Source organism: Nonomuraea sp. NPDC001636 (assembly GCF_040298265.1).
GTDB lineage: Bacteria > Actinomycetota > Actinomycetes > Streptosporangiales > Streptosporangiaceae > Nonomuraea.
Window position 1 is genome coordinate 1 of sequence record NZ_JBEOZT010000025.1, and the last position, 16,166, is coordinate 16,166.

General features: G+C 68.7%; 18 protein-coding genes. 10 read left to right on the plus strand and 8 right to left on the minus strand.

What is annotated here, in order from left to right:
- Nucleotides 1-100 precede the first annotated feature (100 nt).
- The 3 genes from ABT158_RS36465 to ABT158_RS36475 are packed head-to-tail and all read right to left on the minus strand — an operon-like array spanning nucleotide 101 to nucleotide 3,032.
- The gene (locus ABT158_RS36465) at nucleotides 101-688 is read right to left on the minus strand and encodes a hypothetical protein (RefSeq protein ID WP_352361460.1); all 588 of its coding nucleotides are present in this window, start codon (nucleotides 686-688) and stop codon (nucleotides 101-103) included.
- Complete coding sequence (locus tag ABT158_RS36470) at nucleotides 685-2,784, minus strand: DUF6571 family protein (RefSeq protein ID WP_352361462.1); 2,100 nt, start codon at nucleotides 2,782-2,784, stop codon at nucleotides 685-687. Before ABT158_RS36470 ends, ABT158_RS36465 begins: the two co-directional genes overlap by 4 nt.
- Nucleotides 2,781-3,032 carry a hypothetical protein gene (locus ABT158_RS36475; protein ID WP_352361464.1) on the minus strand — a complete coding sequence of 84 codons (252 nt, stop codon included), beginning with the start codon at nucleotides 3,030-3,032 and terminating at the stop codon, nucleotides 2,781-2,783. The genes ABT158_RS36470 and ABT158_RS36475 overlap by 4 nt, the downstream gene beginning before the upstream one ends.
- A 747-nt stretch (nucleotides 3,033-3,779) precedes the next feature.
- Between ABT158_RS36475 and ABT158_RS36480 the strand changes: the two genes are divergently transcribed.
- Both ABT158_RS36480 and ABT158_RS36485 read left to right on the plus strand, forming a co-directional pair.
- Nucleotides 3,780-4,163, plus strand: coding sequence for an ArsR/SmtB family transcription factor (locus tag ABT158_RS36480; protein ID WP_352361466.1), 384 nt, complete (start codon nucleotides 3,780-3,782; stop codon nucleotides 4,161-4,163).
- Nucleotides 4,163-5,062, plus strand: coding sequence for a cation diffusion facilitator family transporter (locus tag ABT158_RS36485; protein ID WP_352361468.1), 900 nt, complete (start codon nucleotides 4,163-4,165; stop codon nucleotides 5,060-5,062). Before ABT158_RS36480 ends, ABT158_RS36485 begins: the two co-directional genes overlap by 1 nt.
- Here ABT158_RS36485 and ABT158_RS36490 read toward each other — a convergent pair.
- The 4 genes from ABT158_RS36490 to ABT158_RS36505 all read right to left on the minus strand — a co-directional run bounded on the left by ABT158_RS36490 (nucleotide 4,990) and on the right by ABT158_RS36505 (nucleotide 8,771).
- Complete coding sequence (locus tag ABT158_RS36490; RefSeq protein ID WP_352361470.1) at nucleotides 4,990-5,865, minus strand: DUF305 domain-containing protein; 876 nt, start codon at nucleotides 5,863-5,865, stop codon at nucleotides 4,990-4,992. The genes ABT158_RS36485 and ABT158_RS36490 overlap by 73 nt on opposite strands.
- Nucleotides 5,862-6,473, minus strand: coding sequence for a thioredoxin-like domain-containing protein (locus ABT158_RS36495; RefSeq protein WP_352361472.1), 612 nt, complete (start codon nucleotides 6,471-6,473; stop codon nucleotides 5,862-5,864). Before ABT158_RS36495 ends, ABT158_RS36490 begins: the two co-directional genes overlap by 4 nt.
- Nucleotides 6,474-6,560: 87 nt before the next feature.
- Nucleotides 6,561-7,589, minus strand: a complete 1,029-nt coding sequence (locus ABT158_RS36500) for a phage baseplate protein (RefSeq protein ID WP_352361474.1) — start codon at nucleotides 7,587-7,589, stop codon at nucleotides 6,561-6,563.
- Nucleotides 7,590-7,655: 66 nt separating this feature from the next.
- Entirely contained in the window at nucleotides 7,656-8,771 is a 1,116-nt protein-coding gene (locus ABT158_RS36505; protein WP_352361476.1) for a cation diffusion facilitator family transporter, read from the minus strand.
- 315 nt (nucleotides 8,772-9,086) lie between these two features.
- Here ABT158_RS36505 and ABT158_RS36510 point away from each other — a divergent pair, with 315 nt between their 5' ends.
- Entirely contained in the window at nucleotides 9,087-9,233 is a 147-nt protein-coding gene (locus ABT158_RS36510; RefSeq protein WP_352361478.1) for a hypothetical protein, read from the plus strand.
- Between the two features lie 110 nt (nucleotides 9,234-9,343).
- Here the strand turns inward: ABT158_RS36510 and ABT158_RS36515 are convergent, their stop codons facing one another.
- A complete protein-coding gene (locus ABT158_RS36515; protein WP_352361480.1) occupies nucleotides 9,344-9,550 on the minus strand; it encodes a hypothetical protein in 207 nt (68 codons plus the stop codon).
- On the opposite strand from ABT158_RS36515, the gene ABT158_RS36520 reads away from it, so the two are divergent.
- The 7 genes from ABT158_RS36520 (at nucleotide 9,542) to ABT158_RS36550 (ending at nucleotide 16,100) form a co-directional block, all read left to right on the plus strand.
- Nucleotides 9,542-10,090 (plus strand): DivIVA domain-containing protein, encoded by a 549-nt coding sequence (locus tag ABT158_RS36520; protein WP_352361482.1) that lies wholly within the window; start codon nucleotides 9,542-9,544, stop codon nucleotides 10,088-10,090. The two genes, ABT158_RS36515 and ABT158_RS36520, sit on opposite strands and share 9 nt — an antisense overlap.
- A 136-nt stretch (nucleotides 10,091-10,226) precedes the next feature.
- Entirely contained in the window at nucleotides 10,227-11,420 is a 1,194-nt protein-coding gene (locus ABT158_RS36525) for a ZIP family metal transporter (protein WP_352361484.1), read from the plus strand.
- 197 nt (nucleotides 11,421-11,617) lie between these two features.
- Nucleotides 11,618-12,871, plus strand: a complete 1,254-nt coding sequence (locus ABT158_RS36530; RefSeq protein ID WP_352361486.1) for a S1C family serine protease — start codon at nucleotides 11,618-11,620, stop codon at nucleotides 12,869-12,871.
- A gap of 239 nt (nucleotides 12,872-13,110) precedes the next feature.
- Nucleotides 13,111-13,770, plus strand: coding sequence for a LamG domain-containing protein (locus ABT158_RS36535; RefSeq protein ID WP_352361488.1), 660 nt, complete (start codon nucleotides 13,111-13,113; stop codon nucleotides 13,768-13,770).
- Nucleotides 13,661-15,085 carry a NucA/NucB deoxyribonuclease domain-containing protein gene (locus ABT158_RS36540; RefSeq protein ID WP_352361489.1) on the plus strand — a complete coding sequence of 475 codons (1,425 nt, stop codon included), beginning with the start codon at nucleotides 13,661-13,663 and terminating at the stop codon, nucleotides 15,083-15,085. The genes ABT158_RS36535 and ABT158_RS36540 overlap by 110 nt, the downstream gene beginning before the upstream one ends.
- A gap of 72 nt (nucleotides 15,086-15,157) precedes the next feature.
- A complete protein-coding gene (locus ABT158_RS36545; RefSeq protein WP_352361491.1) occupies nucleotides 15,158-15,640 on the plus strand; it encodes a hypothetical protein in 483 nt (160 codons plus the stop codon).
- 46 nt (nucleotides 15,641-15,686) lie between these two features.
- Nucleotides 15,687-16,100 (plus strand): RNA-binding S4 domain-containing protein, encoded by a 414-nt coding sequence (locus ABT158_RS36550; protein WP_397217159.1) that lies wholly within the window; start codon nucleotides 15,687-15,689, stop codon nucleotides 16,098-16,100.
- Nucleotides 16,101-16,166 lie beyond the last annotated feature (66 nt).

The following is a 16,166-nucleotide window of genomic DNA, read 5'->3' on the forward strand; positions in this document are numbered from 1 at the left end:
CGTCTACCAGGGGTTTCGCCATGTCATCAGGCGAACGTCAACCTCGCGATGATGCTGTGATCAGCAACTCACCGCACGGGGATGAAAACGGCTCAGTGAGTCAATCGCCCGGCGGCGAGCCACTGGGCTCGCACCTGAACCGTTCGGCGAATCGCCGCTGAGCGATCTCCATGAGCTGAACGAGATCGTGGTCCTGGTCCCGTGCCGGATTCCTCTTGACGGTAATGGTGATGAGCGAGTTGTTGGAACCACAGCGGAACCAGGCTTCCACCGTCCGGTACGGATTGGCCCGGATCTCGAAGTCGGCGATCAACCCCTTGCCCAGCTTCTCGGGGAGTTCGGCCGGATCACTCTCCTGCGCCCATTTGAGATACTGCTCGATGGTCTTCCGAGGGCGTGTGACATCGTAACTGGTGATGAACAGGCTCTGCTCTTCGTTCGAGATGACGCAGTCGTACCCAACCGCGTCGCGTTTGTCGTCACCCGCTTTGTACGGACCTGTGTAGCCCGTCAGGTCGGCCACCGCCGTCTGCGGGATGAAATAGCAGAGATAGGGGGCCCGGTCAGCCACGGTGCCACGCGTGGGCACTGGATCAGGCGTCGGGGTGGCCACGGGCTTGTCCGGCGCGCACCCGGCGATCAAGGCGGCCGCGGCGACCCCCCAGAGCCATCCTGGCAGCCTGCTCATTTCTCCGCGGCCTCGAGTTTCTTCTCGAGAGCCTTGATGTTGTCGTGAAAGGCCTTGACTCCTGTGGAGGCGCCTTCCTTTGCTTCGGTGAAGTCGGCCGGCACCGAGGTGTTGTCGGCCATCCAGCGCAGGAAGCTTTCGTACTCGTCCTGGTTCATGTCACGCGGGTCCTTTACCCGTGGTGGATCGCCGATCACAAAGGATCTCTTGAGATCCTTATGGTCATAAGCTTCATGAGCCACGGTGGACGATGCGAGCATCTGTTTCACCAGCTCTTGGGCAGCCAAGTCGTTCGTTGCGGCCTCGCTGAATGCCTTGGACGCTTGGCCGCCGGAGGAGCCTGTGCTTTTCACGAGCCAGTCCCCGGCCTTCTTGTATCCGTCCTGCACGAAACTCTCATAGATGGTGCCGACCGCTTTGACCCCCACCTTGCCGACCTTATCGGCGAAGGGAACCGGGACGAGGCCGATTCCGGCCTCGATCAGCTTCCGAAACTGCTCATCAGCCGCGTCCGCCTCCTTGCCTCGGCTGACAAGTGCCATCTTGCGTGCCTCCAGCAAATGCCCTAGAGCTGTGGAGTTGAGCTTGATCGCGTTTTCCAGGGCTGTTCCGTTACCTGTCGCCAGCGCTTCATCAATCTTGCCCCGCATGTCCGCGATCTGCCCGTGCAGCAGAGCCTCGTAGCCCTGGGCATCGGCGGCCACGTCGAGCATGACGAGATCGAGGTCGGTCGGGTTGAAGCGCGCCGTGATCCTTCCCTCGTCACTGCCCGTCGGCCTGCCTTCATCTCTTTTCGGGGCGATGAAGTAGGAGAACACGACGTCGTCGGAGTGCTCGGTCAGGATGCGGCCCATGTTGTCGCGGATGCCGGAGAGCTGGTCGAACTCCGATGGATCTTTGATCTCGAGATCCCCCGTGTCGTTGACCGACACCCCCGACATCACCTGGTCGGCGAGTATTTGAGTAGCCCAGGTGACCAGTCGCTTGGAATCGGCATCGTGCCCCGCCATGGCGGCTTCCATGGCGTTGCCCAGCGATTCGCCGAGGTCGCCCATTTCCCATTGCGGGCGCCGCTCACTCAACAGGTATTTCATCAGGTCCCTGTCGTCGAGCAATGCCTGGGCACGCTCTCGCGACGAGCCCGCGACCTTCATCAACGCGGCGATCGGATCGACGGCGCCCACGACGGAGGATTCCCGGAACGGCCGTGTGTCAATGGGAGCGGGCAGGTTGTAGACGTCGGTGTCCTTGGGCAGGAACCGCGTGCCATGCGCCTTCAGGTAGTCGCGATCCCAGCGGATCATGTCCTGGCCGATGGTTTTCATGAACCACTCGCTGTAGACCTGGCCGGGTGCCGCCGCGAGGATCTGCCCGAGCGACCAATATCCCGGGTTGGTCAGCCCTCCCATGTCAGGAGCCGGGATCTCCGTGCGCCCCTGCCGCTTCAACTCCTCCGTGAACTTCCGGCCGACGTGCACAGTGTTGGCTACGTCGGTGGCTGTGGCGAGCGCCCTGCTCAGCATGGACAGGACATCGCGGTTCTGGCGCCGGATACCGTCCGCCGAGTCGGGATCGGCATCGAGTGCCTTGCGCACTCGCGTCCCCATGACAGCGGGGATCTCGAAGAGGCCGCGCGGGCCGAGTTGTTCGATGAGAGCCGCGGCGAACTGCGGGTCGGACACTCGCCCCTCATAGGCGGCGAGCTTTTCCCGCGCGTCCGCTTCTCCGCGTGCGGCGGCGGGGACCAGTGAGGCCGCCTGCGCCGCCTCGGCTCGGACCTTGGCCGGGATCACTCTCGACTCATCGATCCGGGTCATGCCGGGAGGAACGACCTTGCCAGGGAGTGGGTTGCCGAACACGTCCACGTCGACTTTCTCAGCCTCGTACGCGAGGTCACGCCGTCGGTAGAGGTCAGGCGCCTGCTCCGTCAGCCACTGCCCTATCTGGCCGAGTGACGCCACTGCAGGGTGCGTAAGTTCGACTTCGTTCAGAATCGCTCGGAGCTGTGCGGCACACTCGGCCAGCCCTTTTCCTGCGTTTTGCACGCCAAATCCAAGCTGATGCATCTCCCTGGGATCGATCGAGGAGAAAGTCATTCGTCTCTCGACCTCATCACGGTCAAGGTGGAGATCGTCTCGTTCAGGTGATCGATGATCCCACGAAGCCCCCGCCACATCTCCGCACGCTGATGAGCCAGGTCTTCGGCGAACCTGTCGGCGGCCGGCCCCGTCCACGTACGCCCGCTCGACATTTGCGACATCGGCCGATCCAGGGAATGCCAGTGCTGGTCCGATACTTCCTGCGCGCGGCGCAACGCGTTCACCAACTCGGCACGAGTAGCCATGAAGACCTCCCATCGACGTGGTACGCATGCCATGCCCGGCAAGGCTCACATTCTTTCTGATTCACACTGCCACGCCGCTGTCCCTGGCGTCATGCTTCCGGATGGAAGCGGTATCCCGGTCGACCAAGATCCGATGCCCCACCGGGAGCCTCGTTGCCGTCTCGCCGTTCCTCGATCCCGCTGTCCGCTCAATCCCTCATCCTCCCGGCCGAGCTCATCCGCATCCAGCGAGTTGGGAAAAGGGCCCACTACATCATTCGGATCCCGCCGACGTCCTCAGACAGCAGAACAAGGACATGGATTCCGGTGAGAACGCCGCCCACCCGCAACCTCTGACGAACCATTACAACCTTTACGGCACCGGCCGATCAGCTGTATTACTTGCTCAAGCATCACGGAGTTGAAGTAACCACCACAATGTTCAAAATAGAAGGCGTAATGATCGACACCGACTTCTCCGCAGGATGTGACGGCCAGCTTGGCCGGGGCCGACAGCTAGTACACCCCCGCTTCAGCCACGGCGGAGACTGCCACATGCCGCAGCTCGTAGGGTCGGCCTGCCCGGGGATGAGGTGGCACGCACCATCCGCTTGCGATTGGTGGAGTTGCTCGGCGAATTGCTGGCCTGCGCGCGCTGAACGACGGGCTCCCCTGGATGCGGCTGTTGCCCTGCTCACGCGTTGTTGACATTCGCCGCATAGGCGACAGAATACACATATGAACAGTTCTTCAGCTGAGAATGTGTTGATGGTGGACGGGTGTGCCGTCAAGGTGGTGGATGCCGACCGGGTGTCCGCGGTGTGCGAGCGGATGCCCGCTGCCGAGGACCTCACCGACACGGCTGACATCTTCGGCCTGCTGTCCGACCCCAACCGGCTGAAGCTGCTGGTCGCCCTGCTGGACGGCGAGCTGTGCGTGTGCGACCTGGCGGCGGTGACCGGGCAGAGCGAGTCGGCCGTCTCCCACGCGCTGCGCCTGCTGCGTGCCCATCGCATCGTGGCCGCCCGCCGTTCGGGCCGGATGGCCTACTACCGGCTGGAGGATCCGCACGTACGGATGCTGCTGGACCTGGCGCTGGCCCACACCGAGCACACCGAGGCCATCCACCCGGAGCGGGAGGGCGAACGCTGATGGGCGTGGGTCACGGGCATGGGCACGCCGGGGCCCGGCACCGCTGGCGGCTGGCGGTCTCGTTCGTCCTGATCGGCGCGTTCTTCCTGGTCGAGCTGGCCTACGGGCTGATCTCCGGGTCGCTGGCCCTGATGTCGGACGCCGGGCACATGGCCGCCGACGTCGTCACGCTCGGCGCGGCGCTGGTCGCCACCAGGATCGCCGCTCGCCCCGACACCACCGGCCGGCGCAGCTACGGCTCCTACCGGGCCGAGGTGTTCGCGTCGCTGCTGGCCGTGATCCTCATGCTGGGCGTCGCCGTGTACGTGGTCGCCGAGGCGATCGGCAGGATCGGCGGCCCGGCCGAGGTGTCCTCCGGGCCGATGCTCGTGGTGGGCGCGCTCGGGCTGGTGGTCAACCTGATCGCCCTGGTCCTGCTGCGGTCCGGCGCCAGTGAGAGCCTCAACGTCAAGGGCGCGTACCTGGAGGTGGTGGCCGACACGGCGGGCTCGGTGGGCGTCATCGCGGCGGGGTGGCTGATCACGGCGACCGGCCAGGTGTTCTGGGACACGGTCATCGCGCTGGCCATCGGCGTGTTCGTCGCCGTGCGGGCGATCTCGCTCGGCCGGCAGGTGTTCGCGGTGCTCGGCCAGCACGTGCCCGAGGGCATGGACGCCTCCGTCGTGGCGGCCGACCTGGCGGCCATCGAGGGCGTGCGCGACGTGCACGACCTGCACCTGTGGACGCTGACCTCCGGCATGAACGTGGCCACCGCCCACCTCGTCACGGGCGACCAGAGCGACAACCACTCCGTCCTCGACCAGGCCCGTGACCTGCTGCGCACCCGTCATGGCGTCGCGCACGCGACCCTGCAGGTGGAGCCGGAGGGCCACACCGGCTGCGACGAGGTCGGCTGGTAGCCGGCGGCTCCTTGGCCGGCCGGCGGTGGAGCCAGGTCAGGCGGGGTTCGAGCGCCCACCTGAACAGGCCGCGGGTCTGCGGCAGGCAAAGCACGATGGCCGAGGCGAAGCAGCTCGACAGGATGGCGAGGGCGTGCCCGCCAGGACGGCGACGGCGACCCGGCCTGCCCCAGCGCCGTCCCGGCCGCGCCGCGGGCGGTGAGCATGGCGCGCATCAGCTCGATCTCCGCCTTCTGGGCGGCGAGTATCGACTTCGCCATGCGTCTCACCTGCGGCTGGTCGCTCGCCTGCGCCGCCTGAGCCATCTGCACGCCGCCCTGGTGATGCGGGATCATCAGGCGCAGGAAGAGGGTCTCCGCTTCCTTGCCGTTCGCCTGTTCCAGCTGCTTGAGCTGGTCGCGGGTGGCCATGCCGGGCATCTGGGCGGACTGCTGTCCCATTCCGGGCATGTTCCGGTGGCCCTGGCGCATCCAGGCCATGCGGGGTTCCAGCGACGCCTGGGGCAGGCCCCACAGGTCCAGCCAGGCGTACATCTGCCCGATCTGCTGCTGCTGGGTGGTCGCGATGTCGTAGGCGAGGGTCCTGACCTCGCGGTCGGTGGTGCGGTCGCGGACGATCAGTGCCATCTGTACGGCCTGCGCGTGGTGGGCCTGCATGTCACGGGCGAATCCGGCCTCCAGCGACGCGTCCCCGGGCGGGCCCGCGTACCAGAGGCGCAGGCCGAGGGCGGACAGCGCGAGCGTCAGCACGGCGGTCACCGCCACCAGGACCCCGCGCCGCCGCAGGAACGCCGGGAACCTCATGCCGACGGCTCCCCGATCCCGCCGCTGCAGGACGCGCCCGGCTCGGGCGTCCCGGGGCCGTTGATGTTGGCGCGCAGGAACGCCGTCAGCCGCGGGTCGCCGGCGTCGTCCAGCTTGAGCTGTTTGCCCCAGGCGCTGAGCACGACCGGCGCGGACAACCCCGGGTACGGCGACAGCACGACGAAGTCGCGTCCCTGGGCCTGCTTGTAGAGGATGTCCAGTTGGTCCTTCGGCAGCCCCGGCCGGAAGGCGATCCAGACGGCTCCGTGCTCCTGGCTGTGGACGACGTTCTCGTTGCGCAGGGGCTTGCCGTAGATGCCGCAGTTCTGCCACTCCGGCGCGTGGTCGCCGCCGACCGGCGGGGCCTGCGGGTAGCTGACGACCTTGTCGGTGTGGTTGCGGCTGGTCACGTTGATCGTCTGGACCGCGTCCAGCGATCGTCCGGCCCGGTCGTCCAGGACGAACGCCGTGGCCGCCGTGGCCATCCCGGCGGCCACGACCACTGTGGCGCTGATCATGACGACCCGCCGCCGGCGCTCCGCGCGCCGCTGCTCGGCCTGCAGCGCGGAGAGCCGCTCCTTCAGCGTGCCCTCGGCGTTCTTGCCCATCCGCCACCTCCGACCCACGTGCTTCTACAAGTCGTAGAACTTCTACAGCACGTAGAATATGGATGCCGTAAGCGGGCCCTGTCTCACTCATCCGAGGGGGCGCGCGTAGAGGGAGAAGGACTTGTCCCCTACCGGCCCTCGAGTCAGGCCCATGCACAGCAGCGGCCCGAGGCCGGACGACGCGAGAACGGCGAGTCCTTCGGGCTCGCGGGGGACGAGGTTCCTGGCCGTGCGGTCCAGGATCTGCTGCTCCACCTTTCCGCTGGGCAGGTGGATGCGGTAGAGGCGGATGTTCCCCGGCGAGGACACGGGGTTGGCCGGGCCGTAGGCGCTGCCGAGCAGCTGGTAGGCGTGGTCGGCGTGCAGGGCCATGCCCTGGAACGGCAGCCCGAGGGCGGCGCCGGGCTGCGGCAGGTCGGCGAGCGGGCGAAGGTGGCCCGGGGCCGTGCAACGCAGGTCCACGAGCCGGAGGCGCGGCTCGCCGGCGAGCTTGTAGCGCAGCAGCAACCGGCCGGAGTCGGGATCGAGGGCCGGAGCGTTGCTCGTCGAGCCGGGCAGTGGCCGCCAGGTGGTCAGGCACCGGCTGTCCGGGGTCAGGACGGCGTCGTCGATGAAGGGGAAACGGCAGATGCCGCGGCCGTAGCCGGAGGCCGGGCTGGCGTCCCACTCGGTCCACAACATGGTGCCGCGGCCCGCGGTCCGCTGCACGCCCAGGGCGCCGCCGTGCCCGAAACCCAGCAGGTGCATCGCTCCAGTGCGGGTGCCGTCCAGGGACAGGCGGTTGAGGCACAGATCGCCGCGCCGGACGCGCTCGGCGTGGGTGCGGGCGTGGCGTTCTCCGTCCAGGCGGACGCCGCCCTGCATGAGCTGGAGGGCGTACAGGTGCCTGTCGCGTTCGTCGAAGGCGAAGGACTGCAGCACGGTGCCGTGCAGCAGGCGTCCGCCGCGCAGCAGGATCCGGCCGGTCGGGGCGAGGCTTCGCGAGTCGGCCGTCGAGGGGGACGCCAGGGCGGCAGGCGGTCCGGCGAGCGCGAGATCCAGCGCGGCGGCCAGCGCGGCGATCGCGCCCGTACGCAGTGCCTCGCGACGGGTCGGCGGGGGCGGCCGGGGAGTCATCGGGTCATCCCCGGGCGGAGGTGGCGGGCGGGACGGCCCCGACGAGGGCCGCGGCCGTGCCTTCGCTCACGTGACGTGGTCGCCGTCATGGCAGGTCGCGGCCCAGTTCGCGGCCGTGTGGTCGGCTGCGACGGAGGCGGTTGCCGCGACCGGGGCGTCGTCGGGCCGTGGTGAGTGATGCGTGGGGCCGTGCGGGTCGGGACAGTGCGGCGTCAGGCGTCGCGGGGCGCCGCTCTCGTCGAAGGCGTGGCCGCCGGGCGTGACGTGGTCGACCTGCAGCGTGGTGTGCCCGATGTCGTGGCACTCGCGCAGCAGCCGTTCGACGGCCAGGCGGGCCGCGTGGCAGTCGGCGCCCGGAACGACCAGCACGTGTGCCGACAGCGCGGGATAGCCGGAGGTGACCTCCCAGATGTGCAGGTCATGCACCTCGACCACGGTGTCGGTCGCGGCGATCTGGCGGCCCACCTCGGCCGGGTCCAGCCGGGCGGGAGCGGCCTCCATGAACACCCGTCCGGCGTCGCGGACCAGGCCCCAGCCGGCCTTCAGCATCAGGGCGGCGACCACGAGGGCGGCGATGGCGTCGGCGCGGTTCCAGCCGGTCAGCCAGACGACCAGGCCGGCGATGGTGGTGCCGATGAAGGCGTACAGGTCGTTGAGTATGTGCTGGAAGGCGCCCTCGACGTTGAGGCTCGACCGGTTGGCCTTCGACAGCAGCCAGGCGGCGGCCACGTTCACGGCGATGCCGGCCAGCCCGGTCGCCACCACGTACAGGCCCTCGACCGCGGGCGGCTCGACCAGGCGGCGCACGCCCTCGACGGTGAAGTACGCCGCGAGCAGCAGCAAGGTGATGCCGTTGACCTGGGCGGAGATGATTTCGGCGCGTTTGAGGCCATAGGTGAAGCCGCCGCGCGGCGGCCGGGCCGCGATCCGCATCGCGACCAGCGCCAGCACGATCGCCATGGCGTCGGTGAGCATGTGCCCGGCGTCGGAGATCAACGCCAGCGAACCCGCGATCACGCCGATCACCACCTCAACGGCCATGAAGCCGGCGATCAGCGCGAGCGCGCCGCGCAGGTAGCGCCGGTCGGCGTCCGCGCTCACCCCGTGTCCGTGTCCGTGTCCATGACCGTGTCCGCGGGGGTCGTCGTCGTGACGGTGGTCGTGACCCTGCTGCTCAGACATGCCTGGAGCTCCTCGGAGGGTGGGTGACGTGGGCGATGGCCAGACGCAGCGGGGACCCGCACTCCGTAACATCTGACTGAATGTTCATATGCACAGATGCTGGACGCCAGAACTCCGAAGGTCAAGGTCTCTTTGGTAGTGATCGCCGGAATCAGGCTTTACTCATGAACATCTGATCAGATGTTTAAACTTTCGGTAATGCGTCAACTACACAACGTGGAAGTTCGCCGGTCAGAATCCCAGGACCTGGTGGCGCTCTACAGGTTCCCCTGCACCGGTGCAGCCACACGCACCCACCGAGTGAAAGGAACACCGATGACCGACCCCCACGACCACCCCACGGCTCCCTGCCTCCCCGGCACTGAGAACGACTGCGCCGACGATCACACCTCGGCGACCGTGCAGGACCAGGGCTGCGGCGCCGGTCACTGCCACGACGACCACGGCACGACCGCGTCCTAGCCGCCACGGCGGCCCGCCCCTCGGCGGTCAGGCCGTCACCTCGCCCGCGCGGCCGATCCCGCTCCGGCTCGTCCATGGAACGACGCCGGAGCGCCCCCGCGCCCGCCGAGTCACGACATCGAGACGACGGTGAAAGGCTGGACCAGTTCCCCATGCACGCCGAGCACGAAGACCACGACCATCCCCACGACCATGACCATGACCGTGGCCTCCACCTCCCCCACAGCCACGCCGCCCTCGACGGCGCCACCACACCGCCGCTCCAGGCGGGCACGCCCGGCCGGCTCGCCCTGCTGACCGCCTCCGCGGTGCACCATCAGGTCTTCACGGTCGTCCGCCTGCGCTCCGGTTACGACCTGGCCGAGGTGGACGCCTTCCTCGCCCAGGTGGAGACCACGCTCAGCCTGCTCTGGCAGGACAACGCCCAGCTTCGCGAACGCCTCGGCGCCGCCCCTCCCGCGAGCACGCCCACCGACGCCGGCGTGCTCGCGGCGGCACACCGCAGCGCCCAGGAAACCCTTGAGTCCGCCCAGCAGGAAGCCGGCCAGATCCTCGCCGACGCCCGTACCGACGCCGAACGACTGCGGCGCGAGGCCGCGTCAGCCGCCGACGCGCTGACCCGGGCCGCCCACCAGGCCCTTGACGAACAGCTCGACCGGCTCGAACGCGCCATCACCGACCAGGGCCGGAACCTGCAGCACCACCTGCACACCCAGCTCGGCCACCTGCGCGCCGCGCTGGCCGACCTGGACACCCACGGCCGCACGCCCGGCCACGGCGCCGATGACGCGGCCTCGCAGCGGCCGATCACCGTACATTCGCCCGCCTTCACCCGCGACCCGGCCGCCGGTCACTGACGGACGGTCCGGCTCGTCGGCTCGTGCCGTCCGTCGTCGCGGTGTCACGACGCGACGACCGCCTCCACCAATCCCGCACCCTCGCCGGAAAGGCCGTGTCATGCTCGTGCCGCTCGGGGGATCGACGCCGCCATCAGTGTCCCTGCACACCCTGTCCGCCCTGCACGTGGAAGCCTCCGCCCTCGACACTGCCCCGCCCGCCTGGACGACCTGGGCCGCCGTCGTGCTGGTGGCACTGTCCACGCTGGTCGGCGCCTCCCTGGCCCGCCGCAGGAATGCCACGATCAGCGTCTGGCTGGCCGTCGCCTCGGCGCTGATGCTCATCACCGCCCTGGTCGACCTGCTGCCCGACGCCTGGCACGAAGCCGACGCCACCGGCGTGCCGCTGTGGGTGGTGGGTGTGGCCGGCGCGTTCGGCTTCCTGGTCATCACCTTCTTCACCCGTAAGGGCTGCGGGCACAGGCACGGCGACAAGGCCGGTGGCGGGCGGCACGCGCCCGGCCTGCACCGCCGGGTCCAGCAGGCGGTCAGCGCCGCCGTCTACGGCGGTGTGGGCACCGCGGCCGCCCTGTCGCTGCACCGCATGATCGAGGGGGCGACCCTGGCGCTGGCCGCGTCCGCCGTCGTGGTGGCCGCCCTGGTGATCCACTCGGCCAGCGAAGGGCTCGCCCTGACCGCCATGCTCGACCTGGCACGCAGACCGGCCGCCCCCTGGCTCACCCTGTCCTGCCTGGCTCCCGCGGCCGGCGTCGTGCTGGCGACGGTGGCGCCGCTGCCCGCCCAGAGCGTGCCGGTGCTGCTCGGCATGGTGACCGGCGTACTGCTGCGTACCGGCCTCATCGGACTCACCATCACCCGCGACAGCCGCCGGCTGACCCGCCGCCACCTCGTCCTCGCCGCCACCGCCGTGGCCGCCATCGGCGGCCTGCTGGTCGCCACCCAGACCCTGCTCGCCGACCGTCCGCCGGCATCCTCCTCACCGGTCGCCGCCGCCCGGGGCCTCGCCACCGCGCCGAACCCTCGGACCGTCGAAGCCGCACCGCCCCTCGACCCGTTGCCTCGGCAGATGTCCGAGGCCCAGCTACGCGCCGCCGTCACCGCCAGGCGGCTCACCCTCGAACAACTCCTGGCGCGCAGGGACGCCACCACCATCACCGCCGACGCCACCGCCCTCCTGCGCGCCCTGCCCGAGCACACCCCCGACCAGATCACGCAGACCCTGCGCCAGGCCAAGATCGATCCCGGCACCAGCGTCGGTGACCTCACCCTGTTGCAGCGCCACCTCCTGCTCACCTCCCTCAGCGACGCCCTCCCCACCCCGCGTCCCTGAGACGGCACCTCCGGCTCACCGGTTCGGCCGGTCAGGTTCGACAACATGTAGAAATCGATATCGAGGACGCACACCCGCCCCGACCTGGATCGATAAGGCCGCCATGAGGAGCGGGCCCGGTTCCGGGATCAAGGGCTTAGCCGGGTCTTACGCCGGAGTTGGCACCGTGAGGCAGCAGAACTTGAGGGAGATGACAGATGAACGCGCACGAGCCTCACGAGCAGGACCCTGGAGCGCAGGGAAACGGCGGGTGGAGCCAGTTCGGCACCACGCCACCGACCGTCGGAGGCTTCCCCCGCCGTGACCCGATCGTCACGGAGCAGCCGCCGCCCCCGCCTCCGCCGGCGCCCACCCTGAAGGCGCGTTTCACCGCCGGCCAGAAGGCGGTGGCCGGGCTCGCGCTGGCGGCGATGGCGATCGTCGGCGGGGTGGTCGGCGCCGTCGCGGTGACCTCCTTCCGGCCCGCGCCCGTCGCCATCACCAGCCACGCCCCCAGTCCCGTCCTCAAGCCGGCCTCCGGACCGCTCACCGTGGCCGACGTCGCGGCCAAGGTTCAGCCGACCGTGGTGATGATCCAGGGGCAGAGCGGCGAGGGCTCGGGCGTCGTGCTGTCGGAGGACGGCCTCATCCTCACCAACAACCACGTGGTCGAGGGGGCGAGCCAGGGCGGCGGCCAGATGAGCGTGAAGTTCAGCGACGGCAAGACCGCCAAGGCGAGCATCGTCGGCACCGATCCGGCCACCGACCTGGCCGTCATCAGGGCCGAGGGCGTGTCCGGGCTGACCAAGGCGACACTCGGCGACAGCGACGCACTCAAGGTCGGTGAAGCCGTACTGGCCATCGGCAGCCCCCTCGGCCTCGACGGATCCGTGACGGCGGGGATCGTCAGCGCGCTCGACCGTACCCTCACCACCGGCCCTGACCAGCGGCAGCAGCTCCCTCCCGGCTGGGGACAGGAGCAGAGCCAGCAGAGCGCCGGCACGACGATCGGCGGCGCCATCCAGACCGACGCCTCGATCAACCCCGGCAACTCCGGCGGCGCGCTGGTCAACGCCGCGGGCGAGCTGGTCGGCATCAACACCGCCATCGCCTCGAACGCCGCCGGCGGCGGCGTGGGCTTCGCCATCCCGGTCAACACCGCCAAGCAGGTCTCCGACCAGCTCATCGCCACCGGCAAGGTCCGTCACGCGGTCCTCGGGGTGAGCGTCACCGACGCGACCGGCGATGTGCCCGGCGCCCTGATCAGCCAGGTCATCGCGGGAAGCCCGGCGGAGAAGGCCGGACTGAAGCAGGGCGACCTGATCACGAAGATCGGCAACACGCCGGTCGACGCGGGCGAGACCGTCGTCGGACAGGTCAGAGGCGCCAAGCCGGGCCAACAGGTCAAGATCACTTATCTGCGGGACGGCCAGTCGCGCGAGGTCAACGTCACCCTCCAGGAGAAGACCTGACACAACGACGGCGCCGGCGACCACGGTGACCAAGCCCGCCTCGCCGGCGCCACCCCCCGCAACCATCGGAACACGACAGGACATCTTCGACGACACTGCCCTGACGCCGCGGGCGCGCGTGGTGCCGGCACCGATCCTTCCGAAGATCACGGCGTGGACTTCGAAACGTGCTCAACCCCGGATGAGCGGACTTCGACGAGCACTGGGACGCCAGCCCTGAGCCACTTGGACACGCGGGCGTGACCAAGATCCCAGGCCGAACGTACGGCCTGTACGCCTCCACCGAGTACAGCGCGCCCGCGGGCTGGCTGGAGACCACCGACGAGCAGGGCGGACTCACCGGAAACAACCCGCTGCCGCTGAACCAGTGGAGCCACCTGGCGACCACCTACGACGGCAGCACGTTCCGCCTGTACATCAACGGCGCCCAAGTCGCACAGGCGCCGATAGCCGGCGTCGTCCTCGACGACGGCGAACCGCTGCGCTTCGGCGGAAACTCCTTCTGGGGTGAGTTCTTCAGCGGCCTGATCGACGAGGTGCGCATCTACAACCGCGTCCAGACTGCAACCGAGATCCAGAGCGACATGAGCACCCCCGTCGGCACCGCGGCGACGAGCATCGCCGCACAGAGGTCGGGCACGGGTGCCGCGTCCGGCCCCGCCGCGGCGATCGAGAAAATGGCGGTGACCGGCAGCCGCACGGTGGAGGGCGTCGCCGTCACCTCCACTGCCACCCCCCCGCCTGACCGCCTGGCTGACGGCCGGGCGCGAAGGCGAGGCGAAGGTGGACATGGAAGTCGCCCGCACGCCCGTCAAGTCCGGCAAGTTAGCCAAGACCGACAAGGCAGCCGAGAGCAGGCATCTGATCTGGATAGGTCAGACCACTGCGAAATCCGCTGATTCCCGGGTGACCCTGCAGGTCCCCAAGGGTGAGCTGCGCGACGGCGAGAAGGTGAGATGGCGAGCCCGAATTGCCACAGGCCAACAGTCAGGCCCTTGGTCCTCCTGGCAACCACTCACCGTGGACCTGTCCGCAAAGGCCCTCACGGCCGAGCCTGACAAGGCTGCGACGACCACGTCGGCCCAGGCCATGGCCAGTGATCCGGCCGCGATCCGCGACATGTTGCCGGAGCAGGCCGTGAACGCCTCCCGGATGACGCTGTCCGACTGTCTTGAGCTCGGATACCAGGATCTCGAGACGTACTACGAATTCCGCCAGAACAGGTTCGACCACTGCAGGCGCATCCCGTTCCGCGCCACCCAGTATCGGCTGTTCTCCAAGGCCGGAGAAGTTACCGGCGTGACCTTCTACCGGCTCACCACCAACCAGAACGATCGCACGTTCAAGCTGCAGGAACACGTGGTCATTCTGTCAGCTTGGGGAACCCTCGCGGACGCTCCCATCTGGGTCGATCGCATCACCGTCGACCCCAAGGGCGGGACCGACTGCGCCCCCACCAAGAGCGGGGGGATGACGGGCTGGCACCGTGTCAGCGAATGGAAGGCGGCGTCCCGCAACGACTGGCACATCACCGGCGAGCATCGCTCCAGCAGGACGGAGGGAGTGGACAAGGAAGGATCGTGCTCGACGACCCCCGTCATCAAGGTCAAGATGCCTCGCCCGATCCTCCCTGGCGAGAGAATCTACAGCGCGACGGCCAAGGCGCGCAGCATACGGTGTGACAACTCGCAACTCATCGGCTGGTACCCCGGCGGAGGATGCGTGATCGAGAGCGGCGTACTCGCGCTCTACATGTCCGAGGACGACGAGGCGTACAACGCCAAGAACAACCGGCGGACACCGTTCCCGGAGATCTACCGCCACATCAAGAAGGCTCTGCAACTCCCGACACTGACCAAGCCGGGCAGAAAGACCTTCTACGACCTCGACCCCAACAACAAGAATATTCCAGGGAATTGGGGCAAATGGCTTTCCAGGGCCAAGTACAGCGCCGACATCGGTGGCACGCGGGGCATCGTGGAGGTGGCGTGCAATCTCGAATTCACCCCCGCCCAGCGCCAAGGCAAGCAGTGCGACGAGTTCCCGTTCGCCAGCACCCTGCAGGGGGCCCGGTACGCCAAACCGGCGAACAACTTCTCCATACTGCCGGTTGATCCGGGCCAGAACAGAGCACACGGAAACGTGGTCGGCGCCTGGTACCAGAACAACCGGGTGATCCGTAGCGACCGCTTCTACATCCACTTGTTCGAGTGACCTCGACGCCCCGGCGCCTACGTCCTCGACACGCGCCGGGGCCTTCCCCCCAGAACAGGAAGGCACATCCTCATGGCAGTCCTCCGCAGGAGCGCGCACGACAGCCTGCGCATTCACCAGGGCTCGGAATTCCTCGTCACAGAGGTGGAGGACGGCCTCCCCACAGGCAGCCCGCGCCCAGGGCAGGATCTGGGATGGGCGCTCCCCAGGATCGGAGCAGGGCCCAACGGCGTCGACATCACCAGCGCCGTGCCTCCCGGCGGCCCGATCCACGTCCGCTACGAGCTCTGGGACGCCGAGCCGGGCCCGTTGCCCGCCTGGGATCGTCTGTGGGAAGGCCGTCTCCACCTGCGAACCGGCCTCATCGGCGTCGCTCAGCATTTCGCGGAGGAGTGGGACGCGTACGCCGAGTTCGACACGGGCGAGCGTGACAGCTCCTGGTCGGCTCGGGTGCTGAACCGGGTTCTGTCCAACACCGAGGAGCCCGACTTCCCCGCCGACATCGTCGAGGTGGATCTCTACCGGGTGCAACTCTGGCCGCTCGCCACAGCCTGAGCAGTGGATGTCGGCGGTGCAGAGTTCTCAGTACAGTGTCGGGGTGGTGGGTGAGCAGCTGAGTGTGCGGGTGGACAGCTGGATCTGGTCGGTACGGCTCACCAAGACCCGTTCGATCGCGGCCGACGCCTGCCGGGGCGGTCACGTCCGGGTCAACGGGGTGCGGGTCAAGCCTGCGCACGCCGTACGGGTCGGGGACGAGATCCGGCTGCGGCACGATGGGCGCGAACGCATCGTGGTGGTCTCCCGTGCCATCACCAAGCGCGTCGGCGCCGCCGTGGCCGCCGAGTGCTACGTCGACAAGAGCCCTCCGCCTCCTCCCCGCGAGGAGACCGTGACGGTGGCCGTCCGGGCTCGTGGCGCGGGGCGTCCCACCAAACGCGAGCGCCGCAGCCTCGACAAGCTGCTCGCGCGCCCGGTGGTGGAGGAGCGGCGGGGCGGCCGGGCACGCCCGGACTGACCAGGCAGGTCGGCCGCACCGGAGGCGCGGAGGCGGCGCCGGGCGAAAATCGGTTGCCTGGGGTGG